Origin of the sequence: Mesorhizobium sp. KACC 23794, assembly GCF_052180275.1 — a bacterium.
GTDB lineage: Bacteria > Pseudomonadota > Alphaproteobacteria > Rhizobiales > Rhizobiaceae > Kumtagia.
On sequence record NZ_CP197465.1, the window covers coordinates 5,908,398 to 5,933,580 of the forward strand.

The window sequence follows — 25,183 nt, forward strand, 5'->3', positions numbered from 1 at the left end:
ACCCATGACCCGCCCTCCCGTCACTTCCACCACCCGCATCGCCCGGCGCGCGTCCGGAACATCCGCCGCCAGCCGCATGGTGCCGGAAGAAACGCCTGTGGCGCTGTCCTATGCCGGCACGACGCATGCCGTGATGATGGCGTCGCCCGCCGACTTCGACGATTTCGCCCTCGGCTTCTCGCTGACGGAAGGCATCATCTCCAAACCGAAAGAGATCGAATCCATCGAGGTCGAAGATCTCGGCGCCGGCGTCGATATCCAGATCCGGCTGAAGGACACCGCCAACACCCGCTTCCAGGCGCGCCGCCGCCGCCTTGCCGGCCCGGTCGGCTGCGGGCTCTGCGGCATCGAATCGATCGATGAAGCCATGCGGTCGGCCGACCACGTCGACAAGTCGCCGCTCACGCTTCTGCCGGACGACATCGTCGGCTCGGTAAAATTGCTGTCGAAAGTCCAGCCGCTGCATGCCGAGACCGGCGCGGTTCACGCCGCCGGTTTTTACATCCCCGGAAAAGGCATCGTCGCCGCGCGCGAGGATGTCGGCCGCCACAACGCGCTCGATAAACTCGCCGGCGCGCTGGCGAAGGCCGGCGTCAATGGAGCAGCCGGCGCCGTCGTCGTGACCTCCCGCGTCTCCGTCGAGATGGTGCAGAAGACCGCTTCCATCGGCGCTTCCTTCATCATCGCCGTTTCCGCCCCCACCGCGCTCGCCATCCGCACGGCGGAAGAGGCCGGCATGACCTTGGTCGCGCTGGTTCGCGGCGAGGACTTCGATATCTTCACACACCCCGGACGGGTTTCAGCCGGAGCCGCTAGACATGTCGCATGACGAAACCCATACGACCACGGGCATCGAGAGAATCGTGCGCATGGCCAACCAGATCGGAACGTTCTTCCTGTCCAAACCGCATGACGAAGGCGTCGCCGGCACGGCCGAGCACATCAACAAATTCTGGGAACCGCGCATGCGGCGTCATTTCTTCGAAGTGTACGACGCCGGCGGAGAGGGCCTGCTGCCGATCGTCAAGGAAGCCGCCGCGAAGATCCGGCGTCCGGCGCCTGCGGAGAAACCGGCGGCATAGGCGACCGCCTGCCGGCACGGCAGTCCATCCGGATTGAACAACAACTCACTCGTCGATTTCACCGAACTGGTCCGACCAGATTACCTTTCCGTGTGTCGATCAGGTGTAGCGTGGCGTGAAGCGATTGGAAGCCGATTCAACACGGAAGCGGTCAAATGATGGCCGCGCGGCGGGTCTGGAAGCGGTTTTGTGAAGCGAATCGCCGCCTCGAAGCGGCGCATTCACCATAAGACATTGAGAAGAAGAGATATTACGGTCTTCACGCGCTCCCGCGCCTAGCCCCGCATAGGCTGCAACGCCTCGGCCCAGCGATGCAGTTCGTCGAGCATCGTCTTGGCTCCCGATGCGATCTGTTCGCTCGGGCGGAACACGCCGTCCTCGCCGACATACTGATTAACCATCTGAATCGGCACGCCTTCCGGGATCGGCATGACCTTCAAGGTGGTCAACAGAAGCTTCTCGGACTGCGCCGCCCGCAGCCCACCGGAGACCCCGCCATAGCTCACAAGCCCGGCCGGCTTGTAGGCCCATTCCTTGGACAGGTAGGTCACCGCGTTTACCAGGGCCGGCGGTGCGAAATAATTGTATTCCGGCGTCACGAAAACGAACGCATCGGCACCAGCCACGCTCTCCGCCCAGCGTTTCGTATGGGCATGCTCGTATTGCTGCAGGCGCGGATGCTTGGGCTCGTCGTAGACCGGAAGCTCGAAGTCGGCGAGATCGACCAGAACGGCGTCGAACTTACTGTTTTCCTTGGCAAATTCGTGAAACCAGGTCGCGACTTTCGGACCGATGCGGCCCGGCCGCGTGCTGCCGATGACGATGTTGAGCCTGAGCGCCAAGGTGAAACTCCATCCGCGAGGAAATGATCGCCCCGCAGATAGGACGTCGAAGCCCGCCCGGGCAAGACGGCACCTCAAGGTGCGTCGGTTACGCTATGTTCACCGGGCGAGACCACCGGTCGCAGGAGTGTCGCAACGCGGCAACGCCCGTCCTCATCTTGAGGTGCGAGCCCGCAAACCTTTGCAAATTCACAATAAACTTATGCGGGCAAGCCTCGAAAGACGCACGCCGCGGACATTTTCTACTTCTTGCCGGCCTTCTTCCAATGGTCGCGGATGTGGACGAAACCTTCCTTGTAGACGGCTTGCGGCGTCTCGGCGAAATCCCGCCAAACCTTTGTCGCCGCTGCCAGATCCTTGAGCCCGCGCCCGAACGCCTCGATCGTCAGCCAGCCGTCATAGCCGCTGTCGCGGATCGCCGAAAACGTCTTCTTCCACGGGATGTTGCCGCGCCCCGGCACGCCACGGTCGTTTTCCGAGATATGAACATGCACGATATGCCGCAGGCTCTTCGTGAAGGCGCCGATCGGGTCCTGCTCCTCGATGTTGCAATGGAACGTGTCGTACATCGCCTTGACGTGCGGATGGTCGACCTCGTCGAGATGTGCGCAGAGATCGTCCATCGTGTTGAAAAGATAGCATTCGAAGCGGTTCAGCGCCTCTAGTCCCACCGTGACGTTCCTGGTCGCGGCGTAGTCGCCGATGGCACGCTGCGACGACACCGAGCGCTTCTTCTCCGCCCTCGTCGGTCCCACGCCGGAGAAATGCCCGAGCGTCGAATGCATCGGCCCCGAGATCTTGTCCGCCCCCAGCGCATGGGCGCAGTCGATCGCCCATTTCATGTATTTGATGCCGGCCTTGCGCGCCGCCGCGTCGCCGATCAGGTTCAGCGCAGGGTCGCCCATGGCGGTCACCGAGGTGCGTTCCAGGCCGATCCTGTCCAGCAGGTCGCCGAGGCGCTTGTAATCGTCCGGCGTGCCCTCGAAGATCGGGATCTCGACGCCGTCATAGCCGGTCGCCTTGATATCCCTCAATAATTTCTCGTGTTTTCCCGTGACGTTGCTCGTCCAAAGGAACATGCAGAAGCCGATTTTCATGGTGTCCTCCCCTCATAATTTGGGGCGGAGCCTAACGTGAAAAATCTGGTCCGACCAGATGCCAACGGTGTGAAATACAGGCGTTTTTGCAGCGCGATCCAGCCTCCGACTGCCGCAGGAGGACGCGGCCGGCGCCTTGGCGCCGGCCGCAATCGACTGCTCAGTAGACAAGGAAACTGGCGTTGGTCAGCGCCAGATTTGCCGTCAGGGACGCGAACTGAACTGCATCCGCGGCGCCGGTCCCATCGCTGTCGTAGTAGAGATAACCGGTATCCGTCTCGTAGATGATGTGGTCGTTGGCATCCTGCGCGGCCCCGGTCGTATTTGCCCGGAAAAAGCCGGCGGCCAGTGCTCCCGTCGTCGTCAGCGCGGTGAAGATCGCATTCTCCAGGCGGATTTGATCCTCACCTACGACGAAGCCGGAGACCGTATCGACATTCGACACGGAATCGAGCGCCGTATTGAACTGGAACCGATCCGTGCCGGTACCACCATTCAGCGTGTCGTTGCCGAGCCCGCCGTAGAGATAGTCGACCCCATCCTCGCCCTGCAGACTGTCGTTGCCGCTGCCGCCCTGAAGGATGTCGCTGTCGGCGCCGCCGTAGAGATAGTCGTTGCCGTTTCCGCCGAGCAGTTCGTCATTGCCGGACTCACCCTGCAGATTGTCGTTGCCCGTGCCGCCGTCCAGCGTGTCGTTGCCCTCCTCGCCATACAGCGTGTCGTTGCCGTCCTGGCCGTAGAGACTGTCGTCGCTGAAATCGACGGTCGAATTCCCGTCGCCGCCGTAGAGGACATCATTGCCTTCCCCGCCGATGAGGGTGTCGACCTCGACGCCGCCATACAAGTAATCGGCACCTTCGCCGCCGTTCAGCTTGTCGTTGCCGACCTCGCCTCGGAGGCTGTCCGAACCCCCGGCTCCGGCGAGCTGGTCATTACCGGCGTTGCCGAAGATCGTGTCACTCCCGTCGCCGCCGTAGATCGTGTCGGCGCCGGCGCCGGCCCGATAGAGCATCTGCTCGATGTTGACCGCCGTGCTGCCGTCATTGCCGGCCGCGCCGTTGAGCTTGAAAACCTGTGCCGCGGATGTGGCGCTGCGGTCGAGTTCCAGATAGTCGAAGCCCGTGCCGCCGTCGATCGTCTTCTTGTTGATCGTGCCGTAGATGCGGTCGTCGCCGTCGCCGCCGTTCATCACATCGACGCCGGTGTCGCCGTAGAGATAATCATTGCCGGTTCCACCCAGCATGTTGTCGTTGCCGGATTCGCCGTACACATTGTCGTCGCCGCCGCCGCCGTCGAGGATGTCGTTGCCCTCTTCACCGTAGAGCGTATCGTTGCCCTCGCCGCCATAAAGCCGATCGTCGCCGGTCTCGACCGTCGAGTTGCCGAGGCCCCCGTACAGAAGGTCGTTGCCGTCCTGGCCGAACAGTTTGTCGGCGCCAGCGCCGCCGTAGAGATAGTCGTTGCTGCCGCCACCGTAACCGGTGTCGGTGCCGTCCCCGCCCTGGATGTTGTCGGCGCCCTCGTAGCCTTTCAGGGTGTCGTTGCCGCCATTGCCATAGAGGACGTCGTCGCCCGCGGCGCCGGAAATGTCGTCGGCACCGCCTCCAGCACGGTAGATCAGCCGCTCGACGTCGACGCTGCTGCTGCCGTCGCTGCCGGCCCCGCCGTTCAGGGCAAACACATGGCCGGTCACGCTCGTCGTGCGGTCGAAATCGAGCGTGTCGAAACCGCTGCCGCCGTTGATCGTCTTCTTGCCGAGCCCCGCGTAGAAATTGTCGTCTCCGGTACCGCCGGTCAGGATGTCCGTACCGATGCCGGAATAGAGGTTGTCGGAGCCGACGCCACCGTTCAGTTTGTCGTTGCCGTCCTCGCCATAGAGCGTGTCGTCGCCGTCGCCGCCGGCGAGGGAATCGTTTCCTTCCTCGCCATAGAGAACATCGTTGCCGTCACCGCCACTTATCGTATCGTTGCTCGGCTCGATGGTGGTGTTTCCATATCCGCCATAGATGATGTCGTCGCCGTCGCCGCCGTAAAGCTTGTCGGCGCCGCCGCGTCCATAGATGTAGTCGCCTATCGGCGAGCCAACGATGGTGTTAGGATCGTCATTTCCGTTAAAGGTCGGCATTCTTCGTCTCCTCGGTTGTGCCGGCGCGGATATGCGCCTGCTTCAACGCGACACGTGACGCCGAGCCCCCCGCCAGGAGCGAAATGCATGCCAATCGCAGGAAAACGCCCGCCTGTTTGAGCGGACGCTGAGACGAATGAGGCTGACTAGAATCCAACCATGTTCGTTCACCCGGACGATAGACGCACAAGCCCTGTCGGCGACGTTGTCGCACTTTCAGAGCCCAGGCCGGATGAACTGCCTCTTTCGAGGCCCACGTACTTCTGAGCTGGCGTTTTATTGCCGAAAGTTATGACGGGAACAAGGCACAGTCGCTTCGAATATCTACCCGGCCCCTGCGCTTTTCCGTCAAGCACCTAAAAAGCAAAGCTTCCTTGCGCGACAGATTATACCCAAGGGCGTCAGCTTTGATGCCAAGGCACCACCACTCCGGCCCTTTGGACTACCTATCTGCCTTATACGGGCAGAGGAATATGCTGCCGCGATGCCCGCGCTTCTCCAGCTTGGCTTCCCCTACTCGCAGATGAAGAAGCGGCGGCCCCGAAGGGCTGGTGTGCGGCTGAAGGCAGCCACCAGGGCCGTAGACATCAGGACCTCATCAAAAAGAGGTGCCGGCCGCATGCGGATGCGGCCGGCGCCTCTGGCTTGGCCGGTGCCCCCCCGGCACCGACCGTCGGCCTCGTCAGTAGATGAAGAAACTGGTGTTGCCGAGCGCCAGTCCCGAATCCAGCGTGGCGAAGTGCACCGCCAGGCCAGCGCCGCTGCCGTCCGCGTCGTAGAACAGCTTGCCGGTGTCGGTCTCGTAGATGATGCGGTCGCTGGCGTCGGCGGCAGCGCCGGTCAGGTTGGCAGCGAAAGCCGACGCGGCCAGCGTCCCGCCCGTCGTCAGCGCCGTGAAGATCGCATTTTCCAGCCTGATCTGATCCTGCGCCACGGAGAAACCGACGATGGTGTCGACATTCGCCACCGCGTCCAGCGCCGTGTCGAAAACGAACCGGTCGACATCGGCGCCGCCATTCAGCATGTCGTTGCCGAGCCCGCCATAGAGATAATCGATGCCGTCCTCGCCTTGCAGATTGTCGTTGCCGTTGCCGCCCCGCAAGATGTCCGTGCCGACGCCGCCGGTCATTGTGTCGTTGCCGTTGCCGCCGAGCAACGTATCGTCGCCCGCCTCTCCGTTAAGGTTGTCGTTGCCGGTTCCGCCATCCAGCGTGTCGTTGCCCTCTTCGCCATACAGGTAATCATTGCCTTCGAGCCCGTAGAGCACGTCGTCGCTCAGTTCCGCGGTGGAGTTGCCGAAACCGCCGTACAGGACGTCGTTGCCTTCACCGCCGATCAGCGTGTCGGCGTCAGCATCGCCATAGAGATAGTCGTTGCCTTCGCCGCCATTCAGCTTGTCGATGCCCGCATCGCCGTGCAGCGTGTCGTTGCCGTCGTAGCCGGCGAGCTGGTCGTTTCCGGCATTTCCATAGATGGTGTCGATGCCCGCGCCACCGGCGATCAGGTCGGCGCCGGCGCCGGCCCTGTAGTGCATCTGCTCGATGTTGACGGCGGTGCTGCCATCGTTGCCGGCAGCACCGTTCAGTCTGAACACCTGTGCGTCCGACTGGCCCGAACGGTCGATCTCAAGATAGTCGAAACCGGTTCCGCCATCGATGGTCTTCTTGCCGTTGGTGGCGTAGATGCTGTCGTCACCCTCGCCACCGCTGATGACGTCCACGCCGAGGTCGGAATAGATGTGGTCGTTGCCGTTGCCGCCGATCAGCGTGTCGTCTCCCGCCTCGCCATAGAGCGTGTCGTTGCCGCCACCGCCGTCGAGCCTGTCGTTTCCTTCCTCGCCATAGAGCGTATCGTCGCCCTCGCCGCCGAAAAGGCGATCGTTGCTGTTCTCCGTGGTCGTATTGCCGAAGCCGCCATAGAGCGTGTCGTTGCCGTCGTCGCCATACAGCGTATCGGCTTCAGAACCGCCATAGAGCTGGTCGCGGCTTTCGCCGCCATAGAGCTTGTCGGCGCCGGCGCCGCCCATGAGATCGTCGTCGCCGCCATAGCCGCGCAGGGTGTCGTTGCCGTCATTGCCGTAGATGACGTCGTCGCCATCGGCGCCGGAGATGGTGTCGCCGGCCGAACCCGCGCGATAGACGAGTTCCTCGATGCCGGTCGTGGTGGTGTTGTCATTGCTCGCGCCGTTGAGGGCGAAGACATGCGCGGTCGTGCTGGTCGAACGATCGAAGTCGAGCTGGTCGAAGCCGCTGCCGCCATCGATGATCTTGCGGCCGAGCGCGGCGAAGATGCGGTCGTCGCCGCTCCCGCCGACCAGCTTGTCGGTTCCGTTGCCGCTGTACAGGTAGTCGGCGCCGCTGCCGCCGTTCAGATTGTCGTTGCCGTCCTCGCCGTACAAGCTGTCGTCGCCGTCGCCGCCGAGCAGGATGTCATTGCCTTCCTCGCCATAGAGATAGTCGTTGCCGTCGCCGCCATCCAGCGTATCGGCGCTGTTATCGACAGTACTGTTGCTGAATCCGCCATAGATGTAATCGTCGCCGTCACCACCCTTCAGATTGTCGGCGCCGCCATATCCGTATATCGAGTCGCCTATTCCTGATCCGACAATCGTGTTGTCGGAATTATTGCCCGTATAGCTCGGCATTCCCGTTCCTTCTTATTTTCCAATACAATCGCAGTTCGGATGAACCGAACCGGCGATCGAAGGAATAGGAGGGAATGCCGTCCGGCTCATGCCGCCGGCGAGGAGGCGAATGTATCCATTCGTCTCCAGACGTTACACAGCCGTTACATTGGCTGCGCGAGGCCAGCATGGGAAATGATGGCCGGCATGCCATGCCGTCGAAAACAGAGCGGCGACGCGCGCGAGCGTTGCCGCCACATGTCCTCACAAGAGCTTAAGCCGTCGGGAGCGTGCTACGCCAGCAGGTCAGCGGCCGACATTGATGACCGGATTGGACTCTTTTTCCGAGGTCATGACGACCAGCAGGCTGTTGATCAGGTCCGCCTTCTTGTCGTTGGAAATGGCGACGCCTTCCTGCTTGTCGAAGTGCAGCATCACCTCGTCGATGATGGCCAGCGCATTCTCGACCATGTAGCGGCGCGCCTGGAAGATCGCCACCGCCTGCTGGCGCTTGAGCATGGCCCCTGCGATCTCAGAGGCATAGGCGAGATGGCTGAGCCGCGTCTCCTCGACATGAATGCCGGCGATGGCAAGTTTGACCTGCAGCGTAGCCTGCAATTGTGCGGCGACGTCGTCGATATTGCCGCGCAGCGAACTCTCCGTCTCGGAATCATAGGGATAATGGGCGGCCAGAGCCCGGATGGCGATGTCGCTCTGGTTGGCGACGAAGGTCTTGTAGTCGTCGACATTGAAGGTGGCCTGGGCTGCGTCGGTCACCCGCCAGACGACGACGGCGCCGATCTCGATCGGATTGCCGTTGCGGTCATTGACCTTCAACTGGTCGGTGACGAAGTTGATCAGCTTCAGCGGCACGCGCGTCTTGGAGCTGAACGGGATCGTGTAGAGAAAACCGTTCTTGCGCAGCGTTCCCATGTAGCGCCCAAAGAAGGTGACGACGCGCGCCTCGTTCGGCTGAATGATGGTAAAGCCGCTGGCAAACAGCACACCGATGATGGCGATCGGAATGATCAAGGGCCACAGCAGAAGTGCGGCCGCCCCCATCAATGCAAGCCACAGGAAAAGCAGCGGGAAACCGCCGACGCTCCATGCTTGGTGATCGTTGACAGTCTGCATGCAGCCCTCCATGGAGCCGCCCCGGACGGCCTGGAAGGACCATACTATGCCGCCAACAGGAAGCCCATGGGCGACCTGCCATTGGCGAAAGCTCAGCCCGGAGGCGAAAACTACATCAGGCCGAGTTGCTTGTAAAAGCCCAACGCGTCGTAGTAGTCGCTCTGGCTGACGATCTTGCCGCCCTTGACCGTGAACATCGAGGCGCCGGTGAAGGAGAATTTCTTGCCGGTCGCCTTGGTGCCATCGGACCAGTCGCCTGTGTTGGTTCCGGAGAACTCCCACTCGAACGACACCCGGTCGCCCTCGGCGACGGGCGCGCCCTTGATCGTCCAGGCGGCGTCGGGCGCGGCGGCGAGAAAACCGTCGATGACGCCCTTGGCCTCGGCCATGCCCTGCGCCGGCTTGCCGACGGAGGCGTCGTAATAGACGACGTCGTCAGCGAAATAGCCTGCGGCCTTGGCGGAGTCATGCGCGTTCCAGCCTGAGACATAGGCTTCCACGACAGCCTTTGGGCTGTCGTCGGCGAAGACTGGCGCAGTGACAAGAAATGCCGAAGCCATTGCGGCGGCTGTCATGAAATGGCGGCGATGCATGTGCGTATCTCCTCCTGTTGATACTCCGGCAATCAGGCCTCCCCAACACGGAGAGGCCAAGCACTAACCGTGCGCGACCATCACATGGCGGACGGCGGTATAATCCTCCAGCGCGTAGAGCGACATGTCCTTGCCGTAGCCGGACTGCTTTACGCCGCCATGCGGCATCTCGTTGGTCAGCATGAAATGCGTGTTGATCCAGGTGCAGCCATATTGCAGGCGCGCCGCGGTTGCCATGGCGCGCGACACGTCCTTCGTCCACACCGAGGAAGCGAGGCCGTAGTCGCTGTCGTTCGCCCAGTTAACCGCCTCGTCGACATCGGAGAAGCGTGTGACCGAGACGACCGGGCCGAACACCTCGCGCCGCACGATCTCGTCTTCCTGCAGCGCGCCGGCAACCACGGTCGGCTGATAATAATATCCGCCGCCCTCTCCCGGCTTGCCGCCGGTGGTGATGTCGATGTGCTTCAACTCGGAGGCCCGCTCGACGAAGGAGGCGACGCGATCGCGCTGGCGTTTCGAGATCAGCGGCCCGATCTCGTTCTCGGTGTCATCGGGCTTGTCGTAGCGGATGGTCGAGACGGCCGAGGACAGATCGGCGACGAGCTTTTCGTAGACCTTCTTGCCGGCATAGATGCGGCAGGCGGCGGTGCAGTCCTGCCCGGCATTGTAGTAGCCGAAGGCGCGCAAGCCAGCGACGACGGCATCGATGTCGGCGTCGTCGAAGACGATGACCGGCGCCTTGCCGCCAAGCTCCAGATGCGTGCGCTTGACCGACTTGGCGGCCGCCTGCAGCACCTTCTTGCCGGTGGCCACGTCGCCGGTGATCGAGATCATGTTGATTTTCGGATGGTTGATCAGCGCGTTGCCGACGCTCTCGCCGCGCCCGAGCACGACATTGACCACGCCCTCCGGCAGGACATTAGCGAGGATCTTGGCGAGTTTCAGCGCCGTCAACGGCGTCTGCTCGGACGGCTTGAACACCACCGTGTTGCCGCCGCCGATCGCCGGTGCCAGCTTCCAGGCCATCATCATCAGAGGATAGTTCCACGGGGCGATGGAGGCGACGATGCCGATGGCGTCGCGGCGGACCATGGAGGTGAAGCCGGGCAGATATTCGCCCGCCACGACCCCCGGCATGGTGCGCACCGCGCCGGCGAAGAAACGGTAGCAGTCGACGATCGCCGGGATCTCGTCGTTGAGCACCGCGTTGATCGGCTTGCCGCAGTTAAGCGCCTCCAGCCTGGCGAATTCCTCGGCCTCGGCCTCGATACGCTCGGCGATCTTGAGCAGGTAGCCGGAACGCTGCCCCGGCGTCGTCCGCGACCATGTCGCAAAGGCTTTTTCGGCGGCGGCGACCGCCGCGTCGATCTGCGCCTGGTTCGCTTCAGGCAGATTGAGCACCGTTTCCCCAGTCCGTGGATTGAAGATCGGCTCCTCGGTCTCGGTGCCTTTTTCGAAACGCGCCCCGATCAGCATGTCGGTCAGCATGGATGTGTCTCCCTTTGTGCTGGGCGAATAGCGAATAGGGAGTTGCGAATAGCGGGCTGATCATCTGTGAAGCGCCCGTTTCCCACCGCAGCATTTTCCCTATTCGCTACTCCCTATTCGCTATTCGCTCTCTTTTTCATTTTCCCGCCCCAGCGATCTGATCCCCGTCCTTCGTCAGGTAATAGGCAAGAAGGATCGGCAGCGCGGTGACCAGCACCACGACCATGGCGACGACGTTGGTCACTGGCCGCTGGCGCGGGCGCACCAGTTCCTCCAGCATCCAGATCGGCAGTGTCTGCTGCTGGCCGGCGGTAAACGTGGTAACGATCACCTCATCGAAGCTGAGCGCGAAGGCGAGCATGCCGCCCGCCAGCAGCGCCGTGCCGATGTTGGGCAGCACCACGTAGCGGAACGTCTGGAAACCATCCGCGCCGAGGTCCATCGACGCCTCGATCATCGATCCCGATGTGCGGCGGAAGCGCGCCACCGCGTTGTTGTAGACGACGACCACGCAGAAGGTGGCGTGGCCGAGCACGATGGTCCAGGTGGAGAAGGGTATCTCCATCAGGCTGAAGGCGGAGCGCAGCGATATGCCGGTGATGATGCCGGGCAGCGCGATCGGCAGGATGACCAGCAGCGAGATCGCCTCGCGACCGAAGAATTTCGTCCTGCTGACGGCGGCGGCGCACAGCGTACCGAGGGTCAGGGCGATCAGCGTCGAGATCGACGCGACCTTGACCGAGAGCGCCAGCGCCTCCCAGACATCCGGCCGGTTCCAGGCGGCGGCGAACCACTGCGTGGTCAGCCCCGGCGGCGGCCACTGGTAGCTCTTCTCCTCCGTCGTGAAAGCGTAGACGAAGATCAGCAGGATCGGCAGGTGCAGGAACAGCAGTCCTGCTGCCGCAGCGATCTTCAGCGCAAGGGGGGCGGTGTTGCCTCGGTCAGAGCGCATCGAACGCCCCCATGCGCTTGGCGCCCCACAGATAAAATCCCATGATGACCACCGGCACCACGGTGAAGGCGGCGGCGAGCGGGATGTTGCCGGCGGTTCCCTGGTGGGCGTAGACGGCCTGGCCGATGAACAGCCGCGACGTACCGACGATCTGCGGGATGATGTAGTCGCCAAGCGTCAGCGAGAAGGTGAAGATCGAGCCGGCGACGATGCCCGGCAGCGCCAGCGGGAAGATCACGTTGCGAAAGGTCTGTCCGGGCGATGCCCCGAGGTCGGACGAGGCTTCGGTGAGGTTGACCGGCACGCGCTCCAATGCCGCCTGCACCGGCAGGATCATAAAGGGCAGCCAGACATAGACGAAGACGATGAAAGTGCCGGTCCAACTGACCGACAAGGAATTGCCGCCGACAATAGGCAGCGACAGCCACGCGTCGAGCACTGAGGTCAGATGCAGCTTGGCGAACAGCCAGCCCAGAATGCCTTCCTTGGCGAGGATCAGCTTCCACGCATAGACCTTGACCAGATAGCTCGACCACAGCGGCAGCATGACGCCGAGATAGAACAGCGCCTTCCATTTGCCGCGCGCGTAACGGGCGGCGAAGTAGGCGATGGGAAAGGCGATGGCAGCGGAAGCCAGCGTCACCAGGGCTGCCATCGTCACCGTACGGACGATGATGTCGATGTTGGTCGCCTGCAGCAGGTCGCCATAGGTCTTCAGCGTGAATTTCCGGTTGATCATCCCGGAGAATTCGTCGATCGAGAAGAAACTCTGGATCAGCAGCGCGAACAGCGAGCCGAGATAGACGATGCCGAGCCACAGAAGCGGCGGCGCCAGCATGATGAGCAGAAGCAGCCCCGGATTGCGCCACAGAGTGTCGGACAGCGCGCCGGCCCAGCCACCCTTGCGCGGCAGGATGGTCGGCGCCGGTACAACAGGCATGACCGTCCCGACGCTCATGCCGGCTCGTCCATCACATGCAGGTGCTCGCGGTTGAAGGTGAGCATCACCGCGTCGCCGGTCTCCGGCAAGGACGAACCTGCTGGCACTATGGCGTGCAGGCGAAAACCTTCGACATCGAGCGCCAGCCGTGTCGCGCTGCCGAGATAGTTCATGGCGACGACGCGGGCAGGAACACCCTCGCCGGCCGCTTGGCGCGCGATGCGGATCGACTCCGGCCTGAGACTGCCCCAGCGGTTCTGCCCCGACCAGCGCTGGACGAAATCCGGCGGCAGCACATTCGACGAGCCGACGAAATCGGCGACGAAACGCGAGCGCGGCTTCTGGTAGATCTCCTGCGGCGAGCCGATCTGCATGATCCTGCCGTCGTTGAAGACGGCGACGCGATCTGCCATCGACAGCGCTTCGCCCTGGTCGTGGGTGACGAAGACGAAGGTGATGCCCAACGCCTTCTGCAGGGTCTTCAACTCCTCCTGCATGTTCTCGCGCAGCTTCAAGTCAAGCGCGCCGAGCGGCTCATCGAGCAACAGCACTTTCGGCCGGTTGACAAGCGCACGGGCAAGCGCCACACGCTGGCGCTGGCCGCCGGAAAGCTGGCCGGGTTTTCGCGCGCCGTAGCCGGGCAAGCGGACGAGGGCGAGTGCCTCCTCCGCCGCCTTTTGGCGCTCCGGCTTGCCGATGCCCTTGACCATCAGGCCGTAGGCGACGTTGTCGAGCACGTTGAGATGTGGAAACAGCGCGTAGTCCTGGAAGACGGTGTTGACGTTGCGCCGGTAGGGCGGAACACCGTCGGCGCGTTCACCGAAAATCTCGATGGCCCCGCCGGTCGGCTGCTCGAAGCCGGCGATCAGCCTTAGGCAAGTGGTCTTGCCCGAACCCGACGGGCCGAGCATGGCGAAGAACTCGCCCGCCACGATATCGAGGTCGACCGCATCGACGGCGCGCACGCTGCCGAAATGGCGGGAGACTTTTTTGAAGGAGACGGCTGGGGTCATTGCAACGATCTGAGCGCGCGCGGAACTGAGCACCAATCACTGGCATCGCGACGGCCTACCTCCCCCTTGAGGGGGGAGGTCGCGCCGAAGGCGGGGGTGGGGGTGACGGCGCTGTTCACCCCACCCCGGACCTACGGTCCGACCCTCCCCCTCAAGGGGAGGGTAAGCACCGCTCACCGTCCCCCAATCACGCCGATGTAATCCGACACCCAGCGGTAATAGGGCACGCACTGGTCGTTCTGCGTGGCGCATTTGCTCACCGGCGTCTTCCAGAATTTTATCTTCTGGAAATCCTCGAAGCCATTGGTCTTGCAGCCTTCGTCTGTCAGCAGCGCATTGCCCTTGCAGGCGGCGGGGACCGCCGGGTTCGAGCCGAACCAGGCGGCGAGGTCGCCCTGCACCTTCGGCGACAGCGAATGCTCCATCCACATATAGGCGCAATTGGGGTTGGCCGCGTCGGTGGCCATCATCGTCGTGTCCGCCCAGCCGGTTGCGCCCTCCTGCGGAATTGTCGAAGCGACAGGCTGCTTCTCGGCCGCGAGCAGATTGACCTGGAACGGCCACGAACCGGACGCCACGACGCCTTCCGTCTTGAAGTCGTCGATCTGGATCATGGCGTCGTGCCAGTAGCGGCCGACCAGCGTGCGCTGGGTCCGCAACAGGTCGAGGGCCGCCTTGTACTGGTCCTCGTTGAGCTCGTAGGGATCCTTGATGCCGAGGTCGGGCTTGGCTGATATCAGGTAGTTGGCGGCGTCGGCGACGTGGATCGGCCCGTCATAGGCTTGCACACGGCCCTTGTTGGACTTGCCGTCGGGCAGGTTCATTTCCTCGAAGACGACGTTCCAGCTCTTCGGCGCTTCCTTGAACACCGTCGTGTTGTACATCAGCACGTTCGGCCCCCACTGGTAGGGAACGCCGTAATGCGCGCCGTCGACGGTGAACCAGGGCGCATCCTTCAGGCGGTCGTCGACCGTCGACCAGCTTTTGATCAGGTCGATGTTGACCGGCTGGACGCGCTTGCCGGCGATGAGGCGCAGCGAGGCATCGCCCGAAGCGGTCACGAGGTCGTATCCGCCCTCGTTCATCAGCGCGACCATCTCGTCGGAGGTGGCGGCGGTCTTCACGTTGACCTTGCAGGAGGTCGCCTTCTCGAAATCCGTGACCCAGTCGTAGTTCTTGTCGGTCTCGCCGCGCTCGATGTAGCCGGCCCAGGCGATGATGTTGACTTGACCCTCGCCGGCACCAATTTCCTTGACTTGCGCGACCGCCTGGCCGCTTGCGGAGAGCGCCAGCGCCAAAGCCGTACAGGACTTGAGAATTCGCTTCATTGTCACGTCTCCCATAAACGGGCGTCGCTCATGAGCGGCGACTTCAGCCCCATGTATGCAAAGTGACGTGAATGGCGCGCTTTCGCAAATTCATTTAGCAGAAAGCCGGTATCGGTTTTACCGATAAGTCTGGCGAGACACCGCAGCGATCTAAGCCGGCCTGGGCCGTTTCTTGAGTTGCCTAAATTTCTTCGAGTTCGGAGAGCGTCACGGCGAGCCCAGGCACTGCCTGAGAAACCAGTGTCTGGTCTTCCGAGAGCTTGACAATCTCGTCATAACCTTCCAGCGCCGGGCGCCTGTGGACATGCGCAACACGCGACACCGCCTCGACGACCCACAATTCCGGGACGCCGAAATTGGCGTAAATCCTCGCCTTGCGACCGAGATCCCACTTCAGACTTGAATCCGCAACTTCGACGGCGAGCAGCGCGGTACGGGGGTTGAGATTGGCCAAGCCGTCGGCTTTGCGGAAGAAGATGAAGTCGGGTTCGACGAAGCTGTCCTCGTCCAGACGAAAGGTGGTCTCGGATGCAACGCGGAACGCATCCGGCGCGGTCCTCACGAAATGATAGATGAGCATGTTCTTTAGACGCTCGTGATGTGCGCCCTTGGCATTCATCGGAACGATCTCCCCCCCGATCAGTTCGAAGCGCTCGTGCTCGTCTATGATACCCGTCTGCACCATTGCCTCGATCTCGGCCACGGTCCAGCGCCGCCGCATCAGTCCTTCCGCAGCCTGCGTGGTGGGAGAAAGCCCAGGAGATCGGAATTGCTGGTTCATGACGTAAGGATACCATCGACCGGCGGAGGAGCAAACAGGCATGCGAATGCTAACAGCTTCCAAAGTTCACGGCATTCCCATTGCCGAAGCGATACCGGATGTTCTGCTATGCTCGATCAGTAAGGGGCGTTAAGCCCGCGCCGTTGCCAGCCAACAAGCGGCGGTGAACCGTGCGAAGCCTGCATTGATGAAGGGAGCAAACGCTAGGCCCAACGCCGCGGTCACCTTTTCCTTCGCAGGCTCGTCGGCCTCCCGCAAAGCGTTGCCGACCGGCCCGAGCCGGGTGACATAGATCATCAGGTCGTCCTCGCTCATTTGGCATGCCACGTCCGTCCGCTCAAGCTCGACCGCCGACCAGCCACTCTCCTCCAGAATCGACGTTACCCGGGATTTGTCGGCAAAGGCGAACTGGCCTGGCGCTTCCGGATCTGGCTTGGGCATCGGCGGCAGGAACGGTGCGGCTGCACGAACCGCCGTCGTCATGAACTCGTTTTCGGCCGGACTGCGCCAGGCGACGAACGCGAGCTTCGCGCCGTTCCGCGCGGAACGGCGAATGTTGGCGAACGCGGTTGCCGGATCGTTGAAGAACATGACGCCGAAGCGCGAGATCACGGCGTCGTACTGTCCCGGTTCGAGCGCGTAGACCTGCGCATCGCCTTCGATGAAGCTCACATTCGCGACACCTTCCGCGGCGGCGCGCTTCCTCGCAACCGTAATCAGCGGATGCGAAATGTCGAGCCCCGCGCAATGGCCGCTCCCGCCGACGCGGCGCGCCATCGCCAGGGTGGTGGCGCCGCAGCCGCAGCCGATGTCGAGGACATGACTGCCCTCACGGGGACAACCGGCGTCGACCACGAGCCGCCCAAACGGCTCCAGAATACGGTCAAGCAGCGCCTGCATCTCGACCCAGGCTTCGCCGCTGCCTTTGTTCCAGAGTTCTGTCTGATCACGATTGGGCGAAATATCCGACATCAGCTCTGTCCTTTGAGGTTGATTGTCTTGACGGCTCGATGCAGTCTACGAGTTCAAGCGCGCTTGAGGTCAAGAGTGAAAGATCCGGATATCGTCGAGGTCGCGCGCCAGTCCGGCGTGCCGGCGTCCACGCTTCGTTTCTACGAGGAAAAGGGGCTCGTCGCATCGGTCGGCAGGCGCGGCCTCAAGCGGCTGTTCGACCCCGGCATCTTCGAGCGTCTAGCTCTGATCTCCCTGGCGCGCGCCTCCGGATTCTCGCTGGACGAGATCAGGGACATGCTGGCGGCAGACGGCAGGCCAAGCTTCGACCGCGCACGGCTGACGGCGAAAGCCGAAGAACTCGACCACACGATCCAGCGGCTGACAGCGATGCGCGAGGGGCTGCGCCATGCAGCGGCATGTCCGGCGCCGAGCCTGATGGAATGTCCGACATTCCGCCGCATGGTGCGGCTGGCCGGCGCCGGCGCCTTCGAACCGCCTCCGAAGCAGGCATTCAAGGCAGAGCAGGTTACCGCGCCTGCCCTCCCAGCCGCCGCATCATCCGCTGCCCCTGCGCGACGCCGATGAAGTCGCGGGCGGCCTGGGTGAGGCCCGACCCGCGCCGCCACACCATGCCGACCTGCACGACCGGCAGCGAGCCGGAAATGTCGCGCGACTCGATGCGGTCACCTTCCAGCGACCACGGCCGGTAGACGAGATCGGGCAGCAGCGCGATACCGGCTCCGGTCGCGACGAGGCTACGCACCGCCTCGACCGAGCGCGTGCGGAAGGCAACGTGTGGCCGGGCGCCGAGGGCCGCCAGAAGCTTGCCAGTGTTCTCCTCGATCTCGTCGACGGTCAACATGATCAGCGGTTCGGTGACAATATCGTTGATGCCGATGATGTCGGCGCTGGACAATGGGTGCCCGAGCGGCAGCCACAGGCGATAGGGCGACACTTCGAGGATTTCCGCCTGCAACGCCATGCGGTCGCGCAGATTGGAGATGACCATCACCGCGACGTCGAGTTCGCCGCCGACCAGCAGATGCTCCAGATAGTCACCATTGTCCTCGATCGCGCCGATCTCGACGCCCGGAAAACCACGGCGATAACGCGCCAGCAGGTCGGACAGCACGTACCCAGCGACCAGGGATGTGACACCGAGTTGCAGCCTTCCGCCGCCCCGCTCCTGATGTCCGGAAAAGGTGCGGCGCGCGTCGGAAACGTCGGCGAGGATTTTTGTCGCGTGGCGGAGGAACTGATGGCCCTTGTGGGTAATGGTGAGGCCACGCGGGTGGCGGTCGAACAGTTCGACGCCGAGGTCGCCCTCGAGTTCCTTCACCGCTTCGGTGACTGAGGACTGCGAAATCGAAAGGTTTTGGGCGGCACGCGATACCGAGCCTTGCTCGGCCACCGCCACGAAGAACTGCAACTGCCTGAGAGTGAACGCCATCCGCCGAATAGACACCGGCCCGCCCGACTTGGAAAGTCGGGAGGCTCCTACGGGCTTGCGATGGTCAGCTTCGCGCCGGCCTTGTCGATCGCGTGCCCCACGTCGCGCGGCGGAAGCCGGTCGGTGACGATTTCACCAAAACCGTCGAAGCCGCAGACCTGCACCAGCCCCTGCCGGCCAAACTTGGTGTGGTCGGTGACGACGACGCGGCGCGCGCCGCGCGTCAACACCATGCGCGCGAACTCGGCCTCCTCCAGGTCGTAATCCATCACGCCCATGACCGCGTCGACGGCACCGGTGCTGATCACCGCATGGTTGACGCTGAAGCGGCTGACGAAATCCACCGCCGAGCCGCCGAAGGCCGCGCCGGAATCGCTGCGCAGCTCGCCGCCGGCCATATAGACCTTGTTGCCGTTGACGGTGGCCAGCGTGCGGGCGATGTCGGACGAATTGGTGATGACGGTCAGGCGCCGGTGGCTGAGCAGCTCGCGGGCGAGGAAGCTGGTCGTGGTGCCGGTGTCCAGCATCACCGAATCGCCATCGCCGATGGTGGTTGCAACCGCCCTGGCGATGGCCCGCTTGGCTTCGGCGTTCTCGCGCATGCGGCGCTCGAACGGCGCCTCGCCCGCCAGCGCCGGCAGGCCGATCGCCCCATGCATCTTCAGCACCGAGCCGTCGCCGGTGAGCGGCTTCACATCGCGGCGCACGGTCTCCAGCGAGACGTTGAGCTTGGCGGCCAGATCGGCGATGGTGATGGTGCCGGCTTCCTGCACGAGGCGGAGGATTTCACCGTGGCGCTTTGAATGGTTCATGCTGGTCTCGCCGTCGCGAATTTTTCCCCTGACCGGTTCTTAGGCGAACAACCGCCTTATGACAATAAATTCGGCACGTTTTCAGGCAAAAACACAGAAATAACCACGCAGTTGATTGACTCAACTGAAACAGCGAAAGAAACTCGCGCCACGCAGCCAGAAAAGGACCGGCATGAGCGCCATCGAAGACCGCATCCGCGCATTGCCGCTGTGGAAGAGCCGGATAACGATCGAGCCCCTGAAAGGTGGCCTCAGCAACGAGAGTTTCCTTATCACCGAATCCGGCGGCAGGCACGTGGTGCGCATCGGCCGCGACTTCCCTTTCCACCATGTTTTTCGCGAGCGCGAGATCATGGCGGCGCGCGCTGCCCACTCGGCCGGCTTCGGTCCCGAGGTGCGGTATGCCGAGCCGGGCATCATGGTCACGGAATTCCTCGGCGCTAAGACTTTTGATGGCGGCGACGTGCGCGCCAATGCACCGCGCATCGCCGCGCTGGTGCGGCGTTTCCACGAGGAGATGCCGCGCCACGTTTCGGGCGCCGGTTTCATGTTCTGGGTTTTTCACGTGCTGCGCGACTATGCCCGCACGCTGGAAGCCGGCGGCAGCCGGATGAAGAGCGAACTGCCGCGTTTCCTGGCTCTCGCCGACGAGCTTGAGGCCGCGCAAAAACCGCTGCCGATCGTCTTCGGCCACAATGACCTGTTGCCAGCCAACTTCCTCGATGACGGCGAAAAGCTCTGGCTGATCGACTTCGAATATGCCGGTTTCAACACGGCGATGTTCGACCTGGCGGGCACAGCGTCCAATGCCGGCATGACCGAGACCGAGGCCGACGCCCTGCTCTCGCTCTATTTCGGCGCCGAGCCGGACGCAGCGCTTCGCCGCGCCCACGCCGCCATGCAATGCGCCTCGCTGCTGCGCGAGGTGATGTGGGGCCTCGTCTCCGAACTCCACATGCAGGCCCCCGGCGTCGACTACGGCGCCTACACGGCCGAGAATCTCGAAAAGCTGGATGCCACGCTGGAGCGCTATCGTTCGACGTTCGGATAGTCGCGCCGAATTGCGCTTAACCATCCGGCGCGCTGTGATAGCCTGCCTCTTACCAAGCTGAGGAGCGCACCCATGGCCACGCATTTCGTGGAAGGCGAGACGATCGACGTCGGTTTCGACGGCAAGAAATGCATTCATTCCCGCAATTGCGTGCTCGGGCACCCGGAAGTTTTCGTGCCGAACGCTCCGGGCGAATGGATTCATCCCGAAGCAGCGTCCGCGGAGGCGATCGTACGGGTCGCGGAAAACTGTCCCTCGGGCGCCATCACCTATCGCCGCAAGGATGGCGGGCCGGCCGAGGCGCCGCCGGTGGTCAATCTTGTCCGCATCCGTGAAAACGGGCCGCTGGCGATCAACGCCGAGATGGTGATCGATGGCGAGACGGTGCTGCGGGCGACCCTCTGCCGATGCGGTGCATCCGCCAGAAAGCCGTTCTGCGACGGCAGCCACACCAAGGCCGGCTTCACGGCCACCGGCGAACCGGCCATCAAGGACTCGCAGCCGCTTGCGGCGCGCAACGGGCCGGTGAAAGTCGCGCCACAGCCGAACGGACCGCTACGCCTCGACGGCAATCTGGAGATCGTCTCCGGCACCGGCCACACGATCGACCGCGTCACCCGCGCCTTCCTCTGCCGCTGCGGGCATTCGCAGAACAAGCCGTTCTGCGACGGCAGCCATAAAGCGGCAGGATTCGTCGGATAACGCCCGCCGCATGAAGAGTATTTCCGTCCATCGCCGCTGGTTCCTATCCGGAAGCGTCGCCATGCTCGGTCTTGCGGCAGCGGGCTGCCGCAGCACCGTGCAGGAGGTCGGCGAGGGCGCCGGTGCCTCGGTGGCCGGTCAAAGCGTGCTCGCGCAAATCCGTTCGTCGAACGGCCTGCCGCCGCTGGTCGTCGACCAGACACTGGAACAGGCAGCACTGCACCAGGCTGGCTACATGGCCCGCAGCGGGCGCATGGCGCACACCACCGGCTGGGGCAAGGATTTCGTCTCGCGCATGCGCGCCGATGGGGTCCGCGGCGCGGCAGCCGAGAATATCGCTTATGGCGACATGGACCCACCGGAAGTGTTTTCGCGCTGGATGAATTCCGCCGGCCACCGCCGCAACATGCTCGACCCGGCTTTTTCGCGGTTCGGGCTGGCCTATGTTCGCGATGCCGCCAATCCGAAGCGCCGCTACTGGGCGCTGGTGCTGGCGAGCTGACGAGTTCACCGGAAAGCCGCCAAGAACGAACTTCAATTCTGGGTAATCAATCGGCCTGTACCGGCACGAGCATCGGCCGGTAGACGACGATCGGACCATCCCAGCGGTCGAAATCCGAATCGTAGCGCCGCGCGGCGCTGCGGGCGAGATCGATGCGTTGCAGGCACTCGGCAAAGGCGTCAGTACGCGCCCGAAACCCATAGCCGCGGCATTTATCTTCGTCGGCGGCACGCTGCTGTTCCGCCGTCATACAGCCTGAGCACAGGGCGGCGATGCCCGCCACAATCAGGGCCTTGCGCCACATGGCTGCTCTCCTCATTCGAATCCTGAATTGAATAGTATACTTTATTCGGCCGAGGAAGAGGGACCGAAGCCGCTCTGCCGTCAGGCCGGCGGCGTATGCCGCCGCTCAACCGTTCCGGGTCTTCCGGCAAGCATCAGTTTCGTCGCCCGCTTCTCGCGCTCGGCGACAACCTTGCCGCGCGAAATCACGCAAAGCCGCTCGGCGCGCAGGCGCAGCGCTTCGACACGGTTGCCGGCGTCGAGCACGACGAGGCTGGCGCGTTTTCCCACCTCCAGGCCGAGATGGTCGAGGCCGAGGATTTCGGCGTTGACCTTCGTCACCATGTCGAAGCAATGCGCCATGTCGGCGGGGCTGGTCAGTTGCGCGACATGCAGGCCCATGAAGGCGACGTCCAGCATGTCGGCGGTGCCCAGCGGATACCACGGGTCGAGCACGCAATCCTGGCCCCAGCCAACGCGGATGCCATGCTTCAGCATCTCCGGCACGCGGGTCAGGCCGCGCCGCTTCGGATAGGTGTCGTGTCGGCCCTGGATGACGATGTTGATCAGCGGGTTGGGGATTGCCGAGACGCTCGCTTCGGCGATCAGCGGCAGCAGTTTTGAGACGTAATAATTGTCCATGGAGTGCATAGAGGTGAGGTGCGAGCCGGCCACCCTGCCCTGCAGGCCCAGCCGCTGCGTCTCATAGGCAAGCTGCTCGATATGGCGCGACATCGGATCGTCGGTCTCGTCGCAATGGACATCGACCATCAGCCCGCGCTTCTCGGCGATCTCGCAAAGCTCGGTAACCGAACGGCGGCCGTCCTCCATGGTGCGCTCGAAATGCGGGATGCCGCCGACCACGTCGACGCCCATGTCCAGCGCGCGCAACGTGTTTTCGCGGGCGGTCGGGTCGCGGTAAAATCCGTCCTGCGGGAAGGCGACAAGCTGCAGGTCGATATAAGGCGCAACGGTCTTCTTCACGTCGAGCAGCGCCTCGACGGCGAGCAGCCGGTCGTCACAGGTGTCGACATGGGTACGGATGGCGAGCAGGCCCATCGAGACCGCCCAGTCGCAATAGGCGAGCGCGCGTTCCGTCACCGACTCGTGGGTGAGCAGCGGCTTCAGTTCGCCCCACAGCGCGATGCCTTCCAGCAGCGTGCCCGATGCATTGATGCGCGGGATGCCATAGGACAGCGTCGCATCCATGTGGAAATGCGGATCGACGAAGGGCTGCGAGACGAGGTTCCCCGTGGCATTGATGACGCGCCCCGCGTCCGCCTCGATGAGCGGCTCGATGGCGGTGATCGTTTCGCCCGAAATGCCGATATCGGCGACGCGGCCATCGGCAAGCGTGCCATCCTTGACGATCAGGTCAAATGTCATCTCTCGCCCTTCTGGTACGGGATCATCAGCGCCCTCGGATAGGTCGCCCGGCGCGCGACGAGCACAAGCGCCAGGATGGACAGCACATAGGGCATCATCAAGAATATCTGGTAGGGCACGACGCCGCCGGTGATCTGCTGAAGCCGCACCTGGTAGGCATCGAAGGCGGCGAACAGGATGGCGCCGAGCAGCGCCTTGCCCGGCCGCCATGAACCGAACACCACCAGCGCGATGCAGATCCAGCCACGGCCGTTGATCATCTCGAAGAAGAACGAGTTGAAGGCCGACATGGTCAGGAAGGCGCCTCCGACCGCCATCAGCGCGCTTCCGGCCATGACCGCGCCGATGCGGATGCCACTGACGGAAATGCCTTGCGCCTCGACCGCCGAGGGGTTCTCGCCGGCGGCGCGCATGGCGAGCCCCAGCGGTGTGCGATAAAACACCCAGGCGACGACGGCAACGCTGGCGAAGGCCAGATAGGTCAGCGGCGTCTGCGAGAACAGCGCCTCGCCGAGGATCGGTATCTGCGACAGGCCGGGAATCGGCAGCGGCGAAAAAGGTTCGATCTTCGGCGGCGAGGTGACTTCGGGAAGCACCAGGCGGTAGGTGAAATAGGTGAGGCTGGTGGCGAGCAGCGTGATGCCGATGCCGACCACATGCTGCGACAGGCCGAGCGGCACGGTGAGCAGGCCGTGCAGCAGCCCGAACAGCGCGCCGGACACCGCCGCCACGGCAACCCCGGTCCACAGGTCCCCGCCGGAGTAGACGGTGAACCAGCCGGCGAAGGCGCCGACCGTCATGATGCCTTCGATGCCGAGGTTGAGCACGCCGGCGCGCTCGCAGATCAACTCGCCCATGGTAGCGAAGATCAGCGGCGAGGCGATGCGGATCGCGGCGACCCAGAACGAGGCTGTGAGCAGGATGTCGAGGGCTTGCATCGTCACCTCCACCGCACCCGGAACCGCGACAGCAGGATCGCGACCACCATGGTCAGCAACGCGGTGGCGACCATGACGTCGGCGATATAGCTCGGCACGCCGGCGGAACGGCTCATGGCGTCGGCACCGACAAAGATGCCGGCGACGAAGATCGCGGCGGCGACCACGCCGAGCGGATTGAGCATGGCAAGCATGGCCACCACGATGCCGGAATAGCCGTAGCCCGGCGACAGGTCGAGCGTCAGGTTGCCCTTCAGCCCGGCGACTTCCGAGAACCCTGCGAGCGCGGCCAACCCGCCGGACAGCAGCGCCGTCTTCATCAACACCCGGTTGACCGGAATGCCGGCAAAACGCGCCGCGTCGGGATTGTGGCCAACCGCGCGCATTTCATAACCCAGCGCGGTCTTCTTCATGATGATCCAGATCACGACCGCCGACACGATCGCGAGCACGAAACCGTAGTGCAGGCGCTTGCCCTGGATGATGCGCGGCAGTTGCGCAGCCTCGATCACCTTTCGCGATTGCGGCCAGCCGAGGCCGGTCGGGTCTTTCAGAACGCCTTCCAGCAGCATCGAGACGAACAGCAGGACAATGAAATTGAGCAGCAGTGTGGTGACCACCTCGTCGACGCCGAGTTTTGTCTTCAGCAGCGCCGGGCCCAGCAGCAGCAGCGCGCCTGCCAGCATAGCTGCCACCGCGATGACCGGAAGCAGCACATAGGACGGCCAAGGCAGCAGGCCGGTGCCGAGCACCACGGTAACGGCCCCGCCGATATACAGTTGTGCCTCGGCGCCGATGTTCCACAGCTTTGCCCTGAAGGCGACAGCGACCGCCAGCCCGATGAAGATCAGCGGGGTAGCGCGGGTCAAGGTCTCCAGCAGCGCGAATTGCGAACCGGCGGCTCCCCGCGCCACGAGCGTGAAGACAGACAGCGGATCAGCTCCGGCCGCCAGCACCAGCAGCGCCGCAAAACCCAGCGTGACGAGGATCGCGCCGACCGGATAGAGCAGCGTCGCGGCAATCGACGGCGCGGGCTTGGGCTCAAGGCGCATGGATAGTCTCTTGAGACAAGCAAGAGTATGGAGATGCTGGCGGGACAGTGCCC

At 63.4% G+C, this 25,183-nt stretch carries 25 protein-coding genes; 6 read left to right on the top strand and 19 right to left on the bottom strand.

Annotated elements, in window-relative coordinates:
- Positions 1-4 precede the first annotated feature (4 nt).
- On the top strand, positions 5-829 hold the full coding sequence (fdhD, locus tag ACSBOB_RS28735; RefSeq protein WP_442579434.1) for a formate dehydrogenase accessory sulfurtransferase FdhD: 825 nt from the start codon (positions 5-7) through the stop codon (positions 827-829).
- Positions 819-1,082, top strand: a complete 264-nt coding sequence (locus ACSBOB_RS28740) for a formate dehydrogenase subunit delta (protein ID WP_442579435.1) — start codon at positions 819-821, stop codon at positions 1,080-1,082. Before fdhD ends, ACSBOB_RS28740 begins: the two co-directional genes overlap by 11 nt.
- Before the next feature lie 275 nt (positions 1,083-1,357).
- On the opposite strand, the gene ACSBOB_RS28745 is transcribed toward ACSBOB_RS28740, so the two are convergent.
- The 13 genes from ACSBOB_RS28745 to ACSBOB_RS28805 form a co-directional block, all read right to left on the bottom strand.
- Complete coding sequence (locus tag ACSBOB_RS28745; protein ID WP_442579436.1) at positions 1,358-1,924, bottom strand: NADPH-dependent FMN reductase; 567 nt, start codon at positions 1,922-1,924, stop codon at positions 1,358-1,360.
- A gap of 242 nt (positions 1,925-2,166) precedes the next feature.
- The gene (locus ACSBOB_RS28750; RefSeq protein WP_442579437.1) at positions 2,167-3,021 is read right to left on the bottom strand and encodes a sugar phosphate isomerase/epimerase family protein; all 855 of its coding nucleotides are present in this window, start codon (positions 3,019-3,021) and stop codon (positions 2,167-2,169) included.
- Between the two features lie 160 nt (positions 3,022-3,181).
- The gene (locus tag ACSBOB_RS28755) at positions 3,182-5,146 is read right to left on the bottom strand and encodes a calcium-binding protein (RefSeq protein ID WP_442579438.1); all 1,965 of its coding nucleotides are present in this window, start codon (positions 5,144-5,146) and stop codon (positions 3,182-3,184) included.
- Between the two features lie 682 nt (positions 5,147-5,828).
- Positions 5,829-7,790, bottom strand: a complete 1,962-nt coding sequence (locus tag ACSBOB_RS28760) for a calcium-binding protein (protein ID WP_442579439.1) — start codon at positions 7,788-7,790, stop codon at positions 5,829-5,831.
- 285 nt (positions 7,791-8,075) lie between these two features.
- Positions 8,076-8,903, bottom strand: a complete 828-nt coding sequence (locus tag ACSBOB_RS28765; protein ID WP_442579440.1) for an SPFH domain-containing protein — start codon at positions 8,901-8,903, stop codon at positions 8,076-8,078.
- A gap of 110 nt (positions 8,904-9,013) precedes the next feature.
- The gene (locus ACSBOB_RS28770) at positions 9,014-9,496 is read right to left on the bottom strand and encodes an ester cyclase (RefSeq protein WP_442579441.1); all 483 of its coding nucleotides are present in this window, start codon (positions 9,494-9,496) and stop codon (positions 9,014-9,016) included.
- Between the two features lie 63 nt (positions 9,497-9,559).
- Positions 9,560-10,987 (bottom strand): gamma-aminobutyraldehyde dehydrogenase, encoded by a 1,428-nt coding sequence (locus ACSBOB_RS28775; RefSeq protein ID WP_442579442.1) that lies wholly within the window; start codon positions 10,985-10,987, stop codon positions 9,560-9,562.
- A gap of 136 nt (positions 10,988-11,123) precedes the next feature.
- Positions 11,124-11,939 (bottom strand): ABC transporter permease, encoded by an 816-nt coding sequence (locus tag ACSBOB_RS28780; RefSeq protein ID WP_442579443.1) that lies wholly within the window; start codon positions 11,937-11,939, stop codon positions 11,124-11,126.
- Complete coding sequence (locus tag ACSBOB_RS28785; protein ID WP_442583868.1) at positions 11,929-12,879, bottom strand: ABC transporter permease; 951 nt, start codon at positions 12,877-12,879, stop codon at positions 11,929-11,931. The genes ACSBOB_RS28780 and ACSBOB_RS28785 overlap by 11 nt, the downstream gene beginning before the upstream one ends.
- A 14-nt stretch (positions 12,880-12,893) precedes the next feature.
- Positions 12,894-13,892: an ABC transporter ATP-binding protein gene (locus tag ACSBOB_RS28790; protein ID WP_442579444.1), complete on the bottom strand. Its 999-nt coding sequence runs from the start codon at positions 13,890-13,892 to the stop codon at positions 12,894-12,896.
- A 173-nt stretch (positions 13,893-14,065) separates the two neighbouring features.
- Positions 14,066-15,220, bottom strand: coding sequence for an ABC transporter substrate-binding protein (locus tag ACSBOB_RS28795; protein ID WP_442579445.1), 1,155 nt, complete (start codon positions 15,218-15,220; stop codon positions 14,066-14,068).
- 181 nt (positions 15,221-15,401) lie between these two features.
- Positions 15,402-15,923, bottom strand: a complete 522-nt coding sequence (locus tag ACSBOB_RS28800) for a Uma2 family endonuclease (protein WP_442579446.1) — start codon at positions 15,921-15,923, stop codon at positions 15,402-15,404.
- Between the two features lie 207 nt (positions 15,924-16,130).
- Positions 16,131-16,973: a class I SAM-dependent methyltransferase gene (locus ACSBOB_RS28805; protein WP_442579447.1), complete on the bottom strand. Its 843-nt coding sequence runs from the start codon at positions 16,971-16,973 to the stop codon at positions 16,131-16,133.
- Between the two features lie 75 nt (positions 16,974-17,048).
- On the opposite strand from ACSBOB_RS28805, the gene ACSBOB_RS28810 reads away from it, so the two are divergent.
- On the top strand, positions 17,049-17,540 hold the full coding sequence (locus tag ACSBOB_RS28810) for a helix-turn-helix domain-containing protein (protein ID WP_442579448.1): 492 nt from the start codon (positions 17,049-17,051) through the stop codon (positions 17,538-17,540).
- Here ACSBOB_RS28810 and ACSBOB_RS28815 read toward each other — a convergent pair.
- Together ACSBOB_RS28815 and ACSBOB_RS28820 are read right to left on the bottom strand one after the other, a co-directional pair.
- Positions 17,482-18,405, bottom strand: coding sequence for a LysR substrate-binding domain-containing protein (locus ACSBOB_RS28815; protein WP_442579449.1), 924 nt, complete (start codon positions 18,403-18,405; stop codon positions 17,482-17,484). The two genes, ACSBOB_RS28810 and ACSBOB_RS28815, sit on opposite strands and share 59 nt — an antisense overlap.
- Before the next feature lie 47 nt (positions 18,406-18,452).
- Entirely contained in the window at positions 18,453-19,217 is a 765-nt protein-coding gene (locus ACSBOB_RS28820; protein WP_442579450.1) for a DeoR/GlpR family DNA-binding transcription regulator, read from the bottom strand.
- A 172-nt stretch (positions 19,218-19,389) separates the two neighbouring features.
- Between ACSBOB_RS28820 and ACSBOB_RS28825 the strand changes: the two genes are divergently transcribed.
- The 3 genes from ACSBOB_RS28825 to ACSBOB_RS28835 all read left to right on the top strand — a co-directional run bounded on the left by ACSBOB_RS28825 (position 19,390) and on the right by ACSBOB_RS28835 (position 21,472).
- The gene (locus tag ACSBOB_RS28825) at positions 19,390-20,268 is read left to right on the top strand and encodes a phosphotransferase (RefSeq protein WP_442579451.1); all 879 of its coding nucleotides are present in this window, start codon (positions 19,390-19,392) and stop codon (positions 20,266-20,268) included.
- Between the two features lie 72 nt (positions 20,269-20,340).
- Positions 20,341-20,970, top strand: a complete 630-nt coding sequence (locus tag ACSBOB_RS28830) for a CDGSH iron-sulfur domain-containing protein (RefSeq protein ID WP_442579452.1) — start codon at positions 20,341-20,343, stop codon at positions 20,968-20,970.
- Positions 20,971-20,980: 10 nt separating this feature from the next.
- A complete protein-coding gene (locus ACSBOB_RS28835) occupies positions 20,981-21,472 on the top strand; it encodes a CAP domain-containing protein (protein ID WP_442579453.1) in 492 nt (163 codons plus the stop codon).
- A gap of 46 nt (positions 21,473-21,518) precedes the next feature.
- Here ACSBOB_RS28835 and ACSBOB_RS28840 read toward each other — a convergent pair whose 3' ends face one another.
- The 4 genes from ACSBOB_RS28840 to ACSBOB_RS28855 form a co-directional block, all read right to left on the bottom strand.
- Positions 21,519-21,776, bottom strand: coding sequence for a hypothetical protein (locus ACSBOB_RS28840; RefSeq protein WP_442579454.1), 258 nt, complete (start codon positions 21,774-21,776; stop codon positions 21,519-21,521).
- An 80-nt stretch (positions 21,777-21,856) separates the two neighbouring features.
- Positions 21,857-23,140: an amidohydrolase family protein gene (locus tag ACSBOB_RS28845; RefSeq protein WP_442579455.1), complete on the bottom strand. Its 1,284-nt coding sequence runs from the start codon at positions 23,138-23,140 to the stop codon at positions 21,857-21,859.
- The gene (locus ACSBOB_RS28850) at positions 23,137-24,078 is read right to left on the bottom strand and encodes an ABC transporter permease (RefSeq protein WP_442579456.1); all 942 of its coding nucleotides are present in this window, start codon (positions 24,076-24,078) and stop codon (positions 23,137-23,139) included. Before ACSBOB_RS28850 ends, ACSBOB_RS28845 begins: the two co-directional genes overlap by 4 nt.
- 2 nt (positions 24,079-24,080) lie before the next feature.
- Positions 24,081-25,130, bottom strand: coding sequence for an ABC transporter permease (locus ACSBOB_RS28855; RefSeq protein WP_442579457.1), 1,050 nt, complete (start codon positions 25,128-25,130; stop codon positions 24,081-24,083).
- Positions 25,131-25,183 lie beyond the last annotated feature (53 nt).

Excerpts from the sequence above, each read along its gene's own strand:
- fdhD (WP_442579434.1), top strand. The coding sequence starts at position 5 with ATGACCCGCCCTCCCGTCACTTCCACCACCCGCATCGCCCGGCGCGCG.
- ACSBOB_RS28740 (WP_442579435.1), top strand. The coding sequence starts at position 819 with ATGTCGCATGACGAAACCCATACGACCACGGGCATCGAGAGAATCGTG.
- ACSBOB_RS28750 (WP_442579437.1), bottom strand. The coding sequence starts at position 3,021 with ATGAAAATCGGCTTCTGCATGTTCCTTTGGACGAGCAACGTCACGGGA.
- ACSBOB_RS28755 (WP_442579438.1), bottom strand. The coding sequence starts at position 5,146 with ATGCCGACCTTTAACGGAAATGACGATCCTAACACCATCGTTGGCTCG.
- ACSBOB_RS28760 (WP_442579439.1), bottom strand. The coding sequence starts at position 7,790 with ATGCCGAGCTATACGGGCAATAATTCCGACAACACGATTGTCGGATCA.
- ACSBOB_RS28765 (WP_442579440.1), bottom strand. The coding sequence starts at position 8,903 with ATGCAGACTGTCAACGATCACCAAGCATGGAGCGTCGGCGGTTTCCCG.
- ACSBOB_RS28770 (WP_442579441.1), bottom strand. The coding sequence starts at position 9,496 with ATGCATCGCCGCCATTTCATGACAGCCGCCGCAATGGCTTCGGCATTT.
- ACSBOB_RS28775 (WP_442579442.1), bottom strand. The coding sequence starts at position 10,987 with ATGCTGACCGACATGCTGATCGGGGCGCGTTTCGAAAAAGGCACCGAG.
- ACSBOB_RS28780 (WP_442579443.1), bottom strand. The coding sequence starts at position 11,939 with ATGCGCTCTGACCGAGGCAACACCGCCCCCCTTGCGCTGAAGATCGCT.
- ACSBOB_RS28785 (WP_442583868.1), bottom strand. The coding sequence starts at position 12,879 with ATGCCTGTTGTACCGGCGCCGACCATCCTGCCGCGCAAGGGTGGCTGG.
- ACSBOB_RS28790 (WP_442579444.1), bottom strand. The coding sequence starts at position 13,892 with ATGACCCCAGCCGTCTCCTTCAAAAAAGTCTCCCGCCATTTCGGCAGC.
- ACSBOB_RS28795 (WP_442579445.1), bottom strand. The coding sequence starts at position 15,220 with ATGAAGCGAATTCTCAAGTCCTGTACGGCTTTGGCGCTGGCGCTCTCC.
- ACSBOB_RS28805 (WP_442579447.1), bottom strand. The coding sequence starts at position 16,973 with ATGTCGGATATTTCGCCCAATCGTGATCAGACAGAACTCTGGAACAAA.
- ACSBOB_RS28815 (WP_442579449.1), bottom strand. The coding sequence starts at position 18,405 with ATGGCGTTCACTCTCAGGCAGTTGCAGTTCTTCGTGGCGGTGGCCGAG.
- ACSBOB_RS28820 (WP_442579450.1), bottom strand. The coding sequence starts at position 19,217 with ATGAACCATTCAAAGCGCCACGGTGAAATCCTCCGCCTCGTGCAGGAA.
- ACSBOB_RS28825 (WP_442579451.1), top strand. The coding sequence starts at position 19,390 with ATGAGCGCCATCGAAGACCGCATCCGCGCATTGCCGCTGTGGAAGAGC.
- ACSBOB_RS28830 (WP_442579452.1), top strand. The coding sequence starts at position 20,341 with ATGGCCACGCATTTCGTGGAAGGCGAGACGATCGACGTCGGTTTCGAC.
- ACSBOB_RS28835 (WP_442579453.1), top strand. The coding sequence starts at position 20,981 with ATGAAGAGTATTTCCGTCCATCGCCGCTGGTTCCTATCCGGAAGCGTC.
- ACSBOB_RS28840 (WP_442579454.1), bottom strand. The coding sequence starts at position 21,776 with ATGTGGCGCAAGGCCCTGATTGTGGCGGGCATCGCCGCCCTGTGCTCA.
- ACSBOB_RS28845 (WP_442579455.1), bottom strand. The coding sequence starts at position 23,140 with ATGACATTTGACCTGATCGTCAAGGATGGCACGCTTGCCGATGGCCGC.
- ACSBOB_RS28850 (WP_442579456.1), bottom strand. The coding sequence starts at position 24,078 with ATGCAAGCCCTCGACATCCTGCTCACAGCCTCGTTCTGGGTCGCCGCG.
- ACSBOB_RS28855 (WP_442579457.1), bottom strand. The coding sequence starts at position 25,130 with ATGCGCCTTGAGCCCAAGCCCGCGCCGTCGATTGCCGCGACGCTGCTC.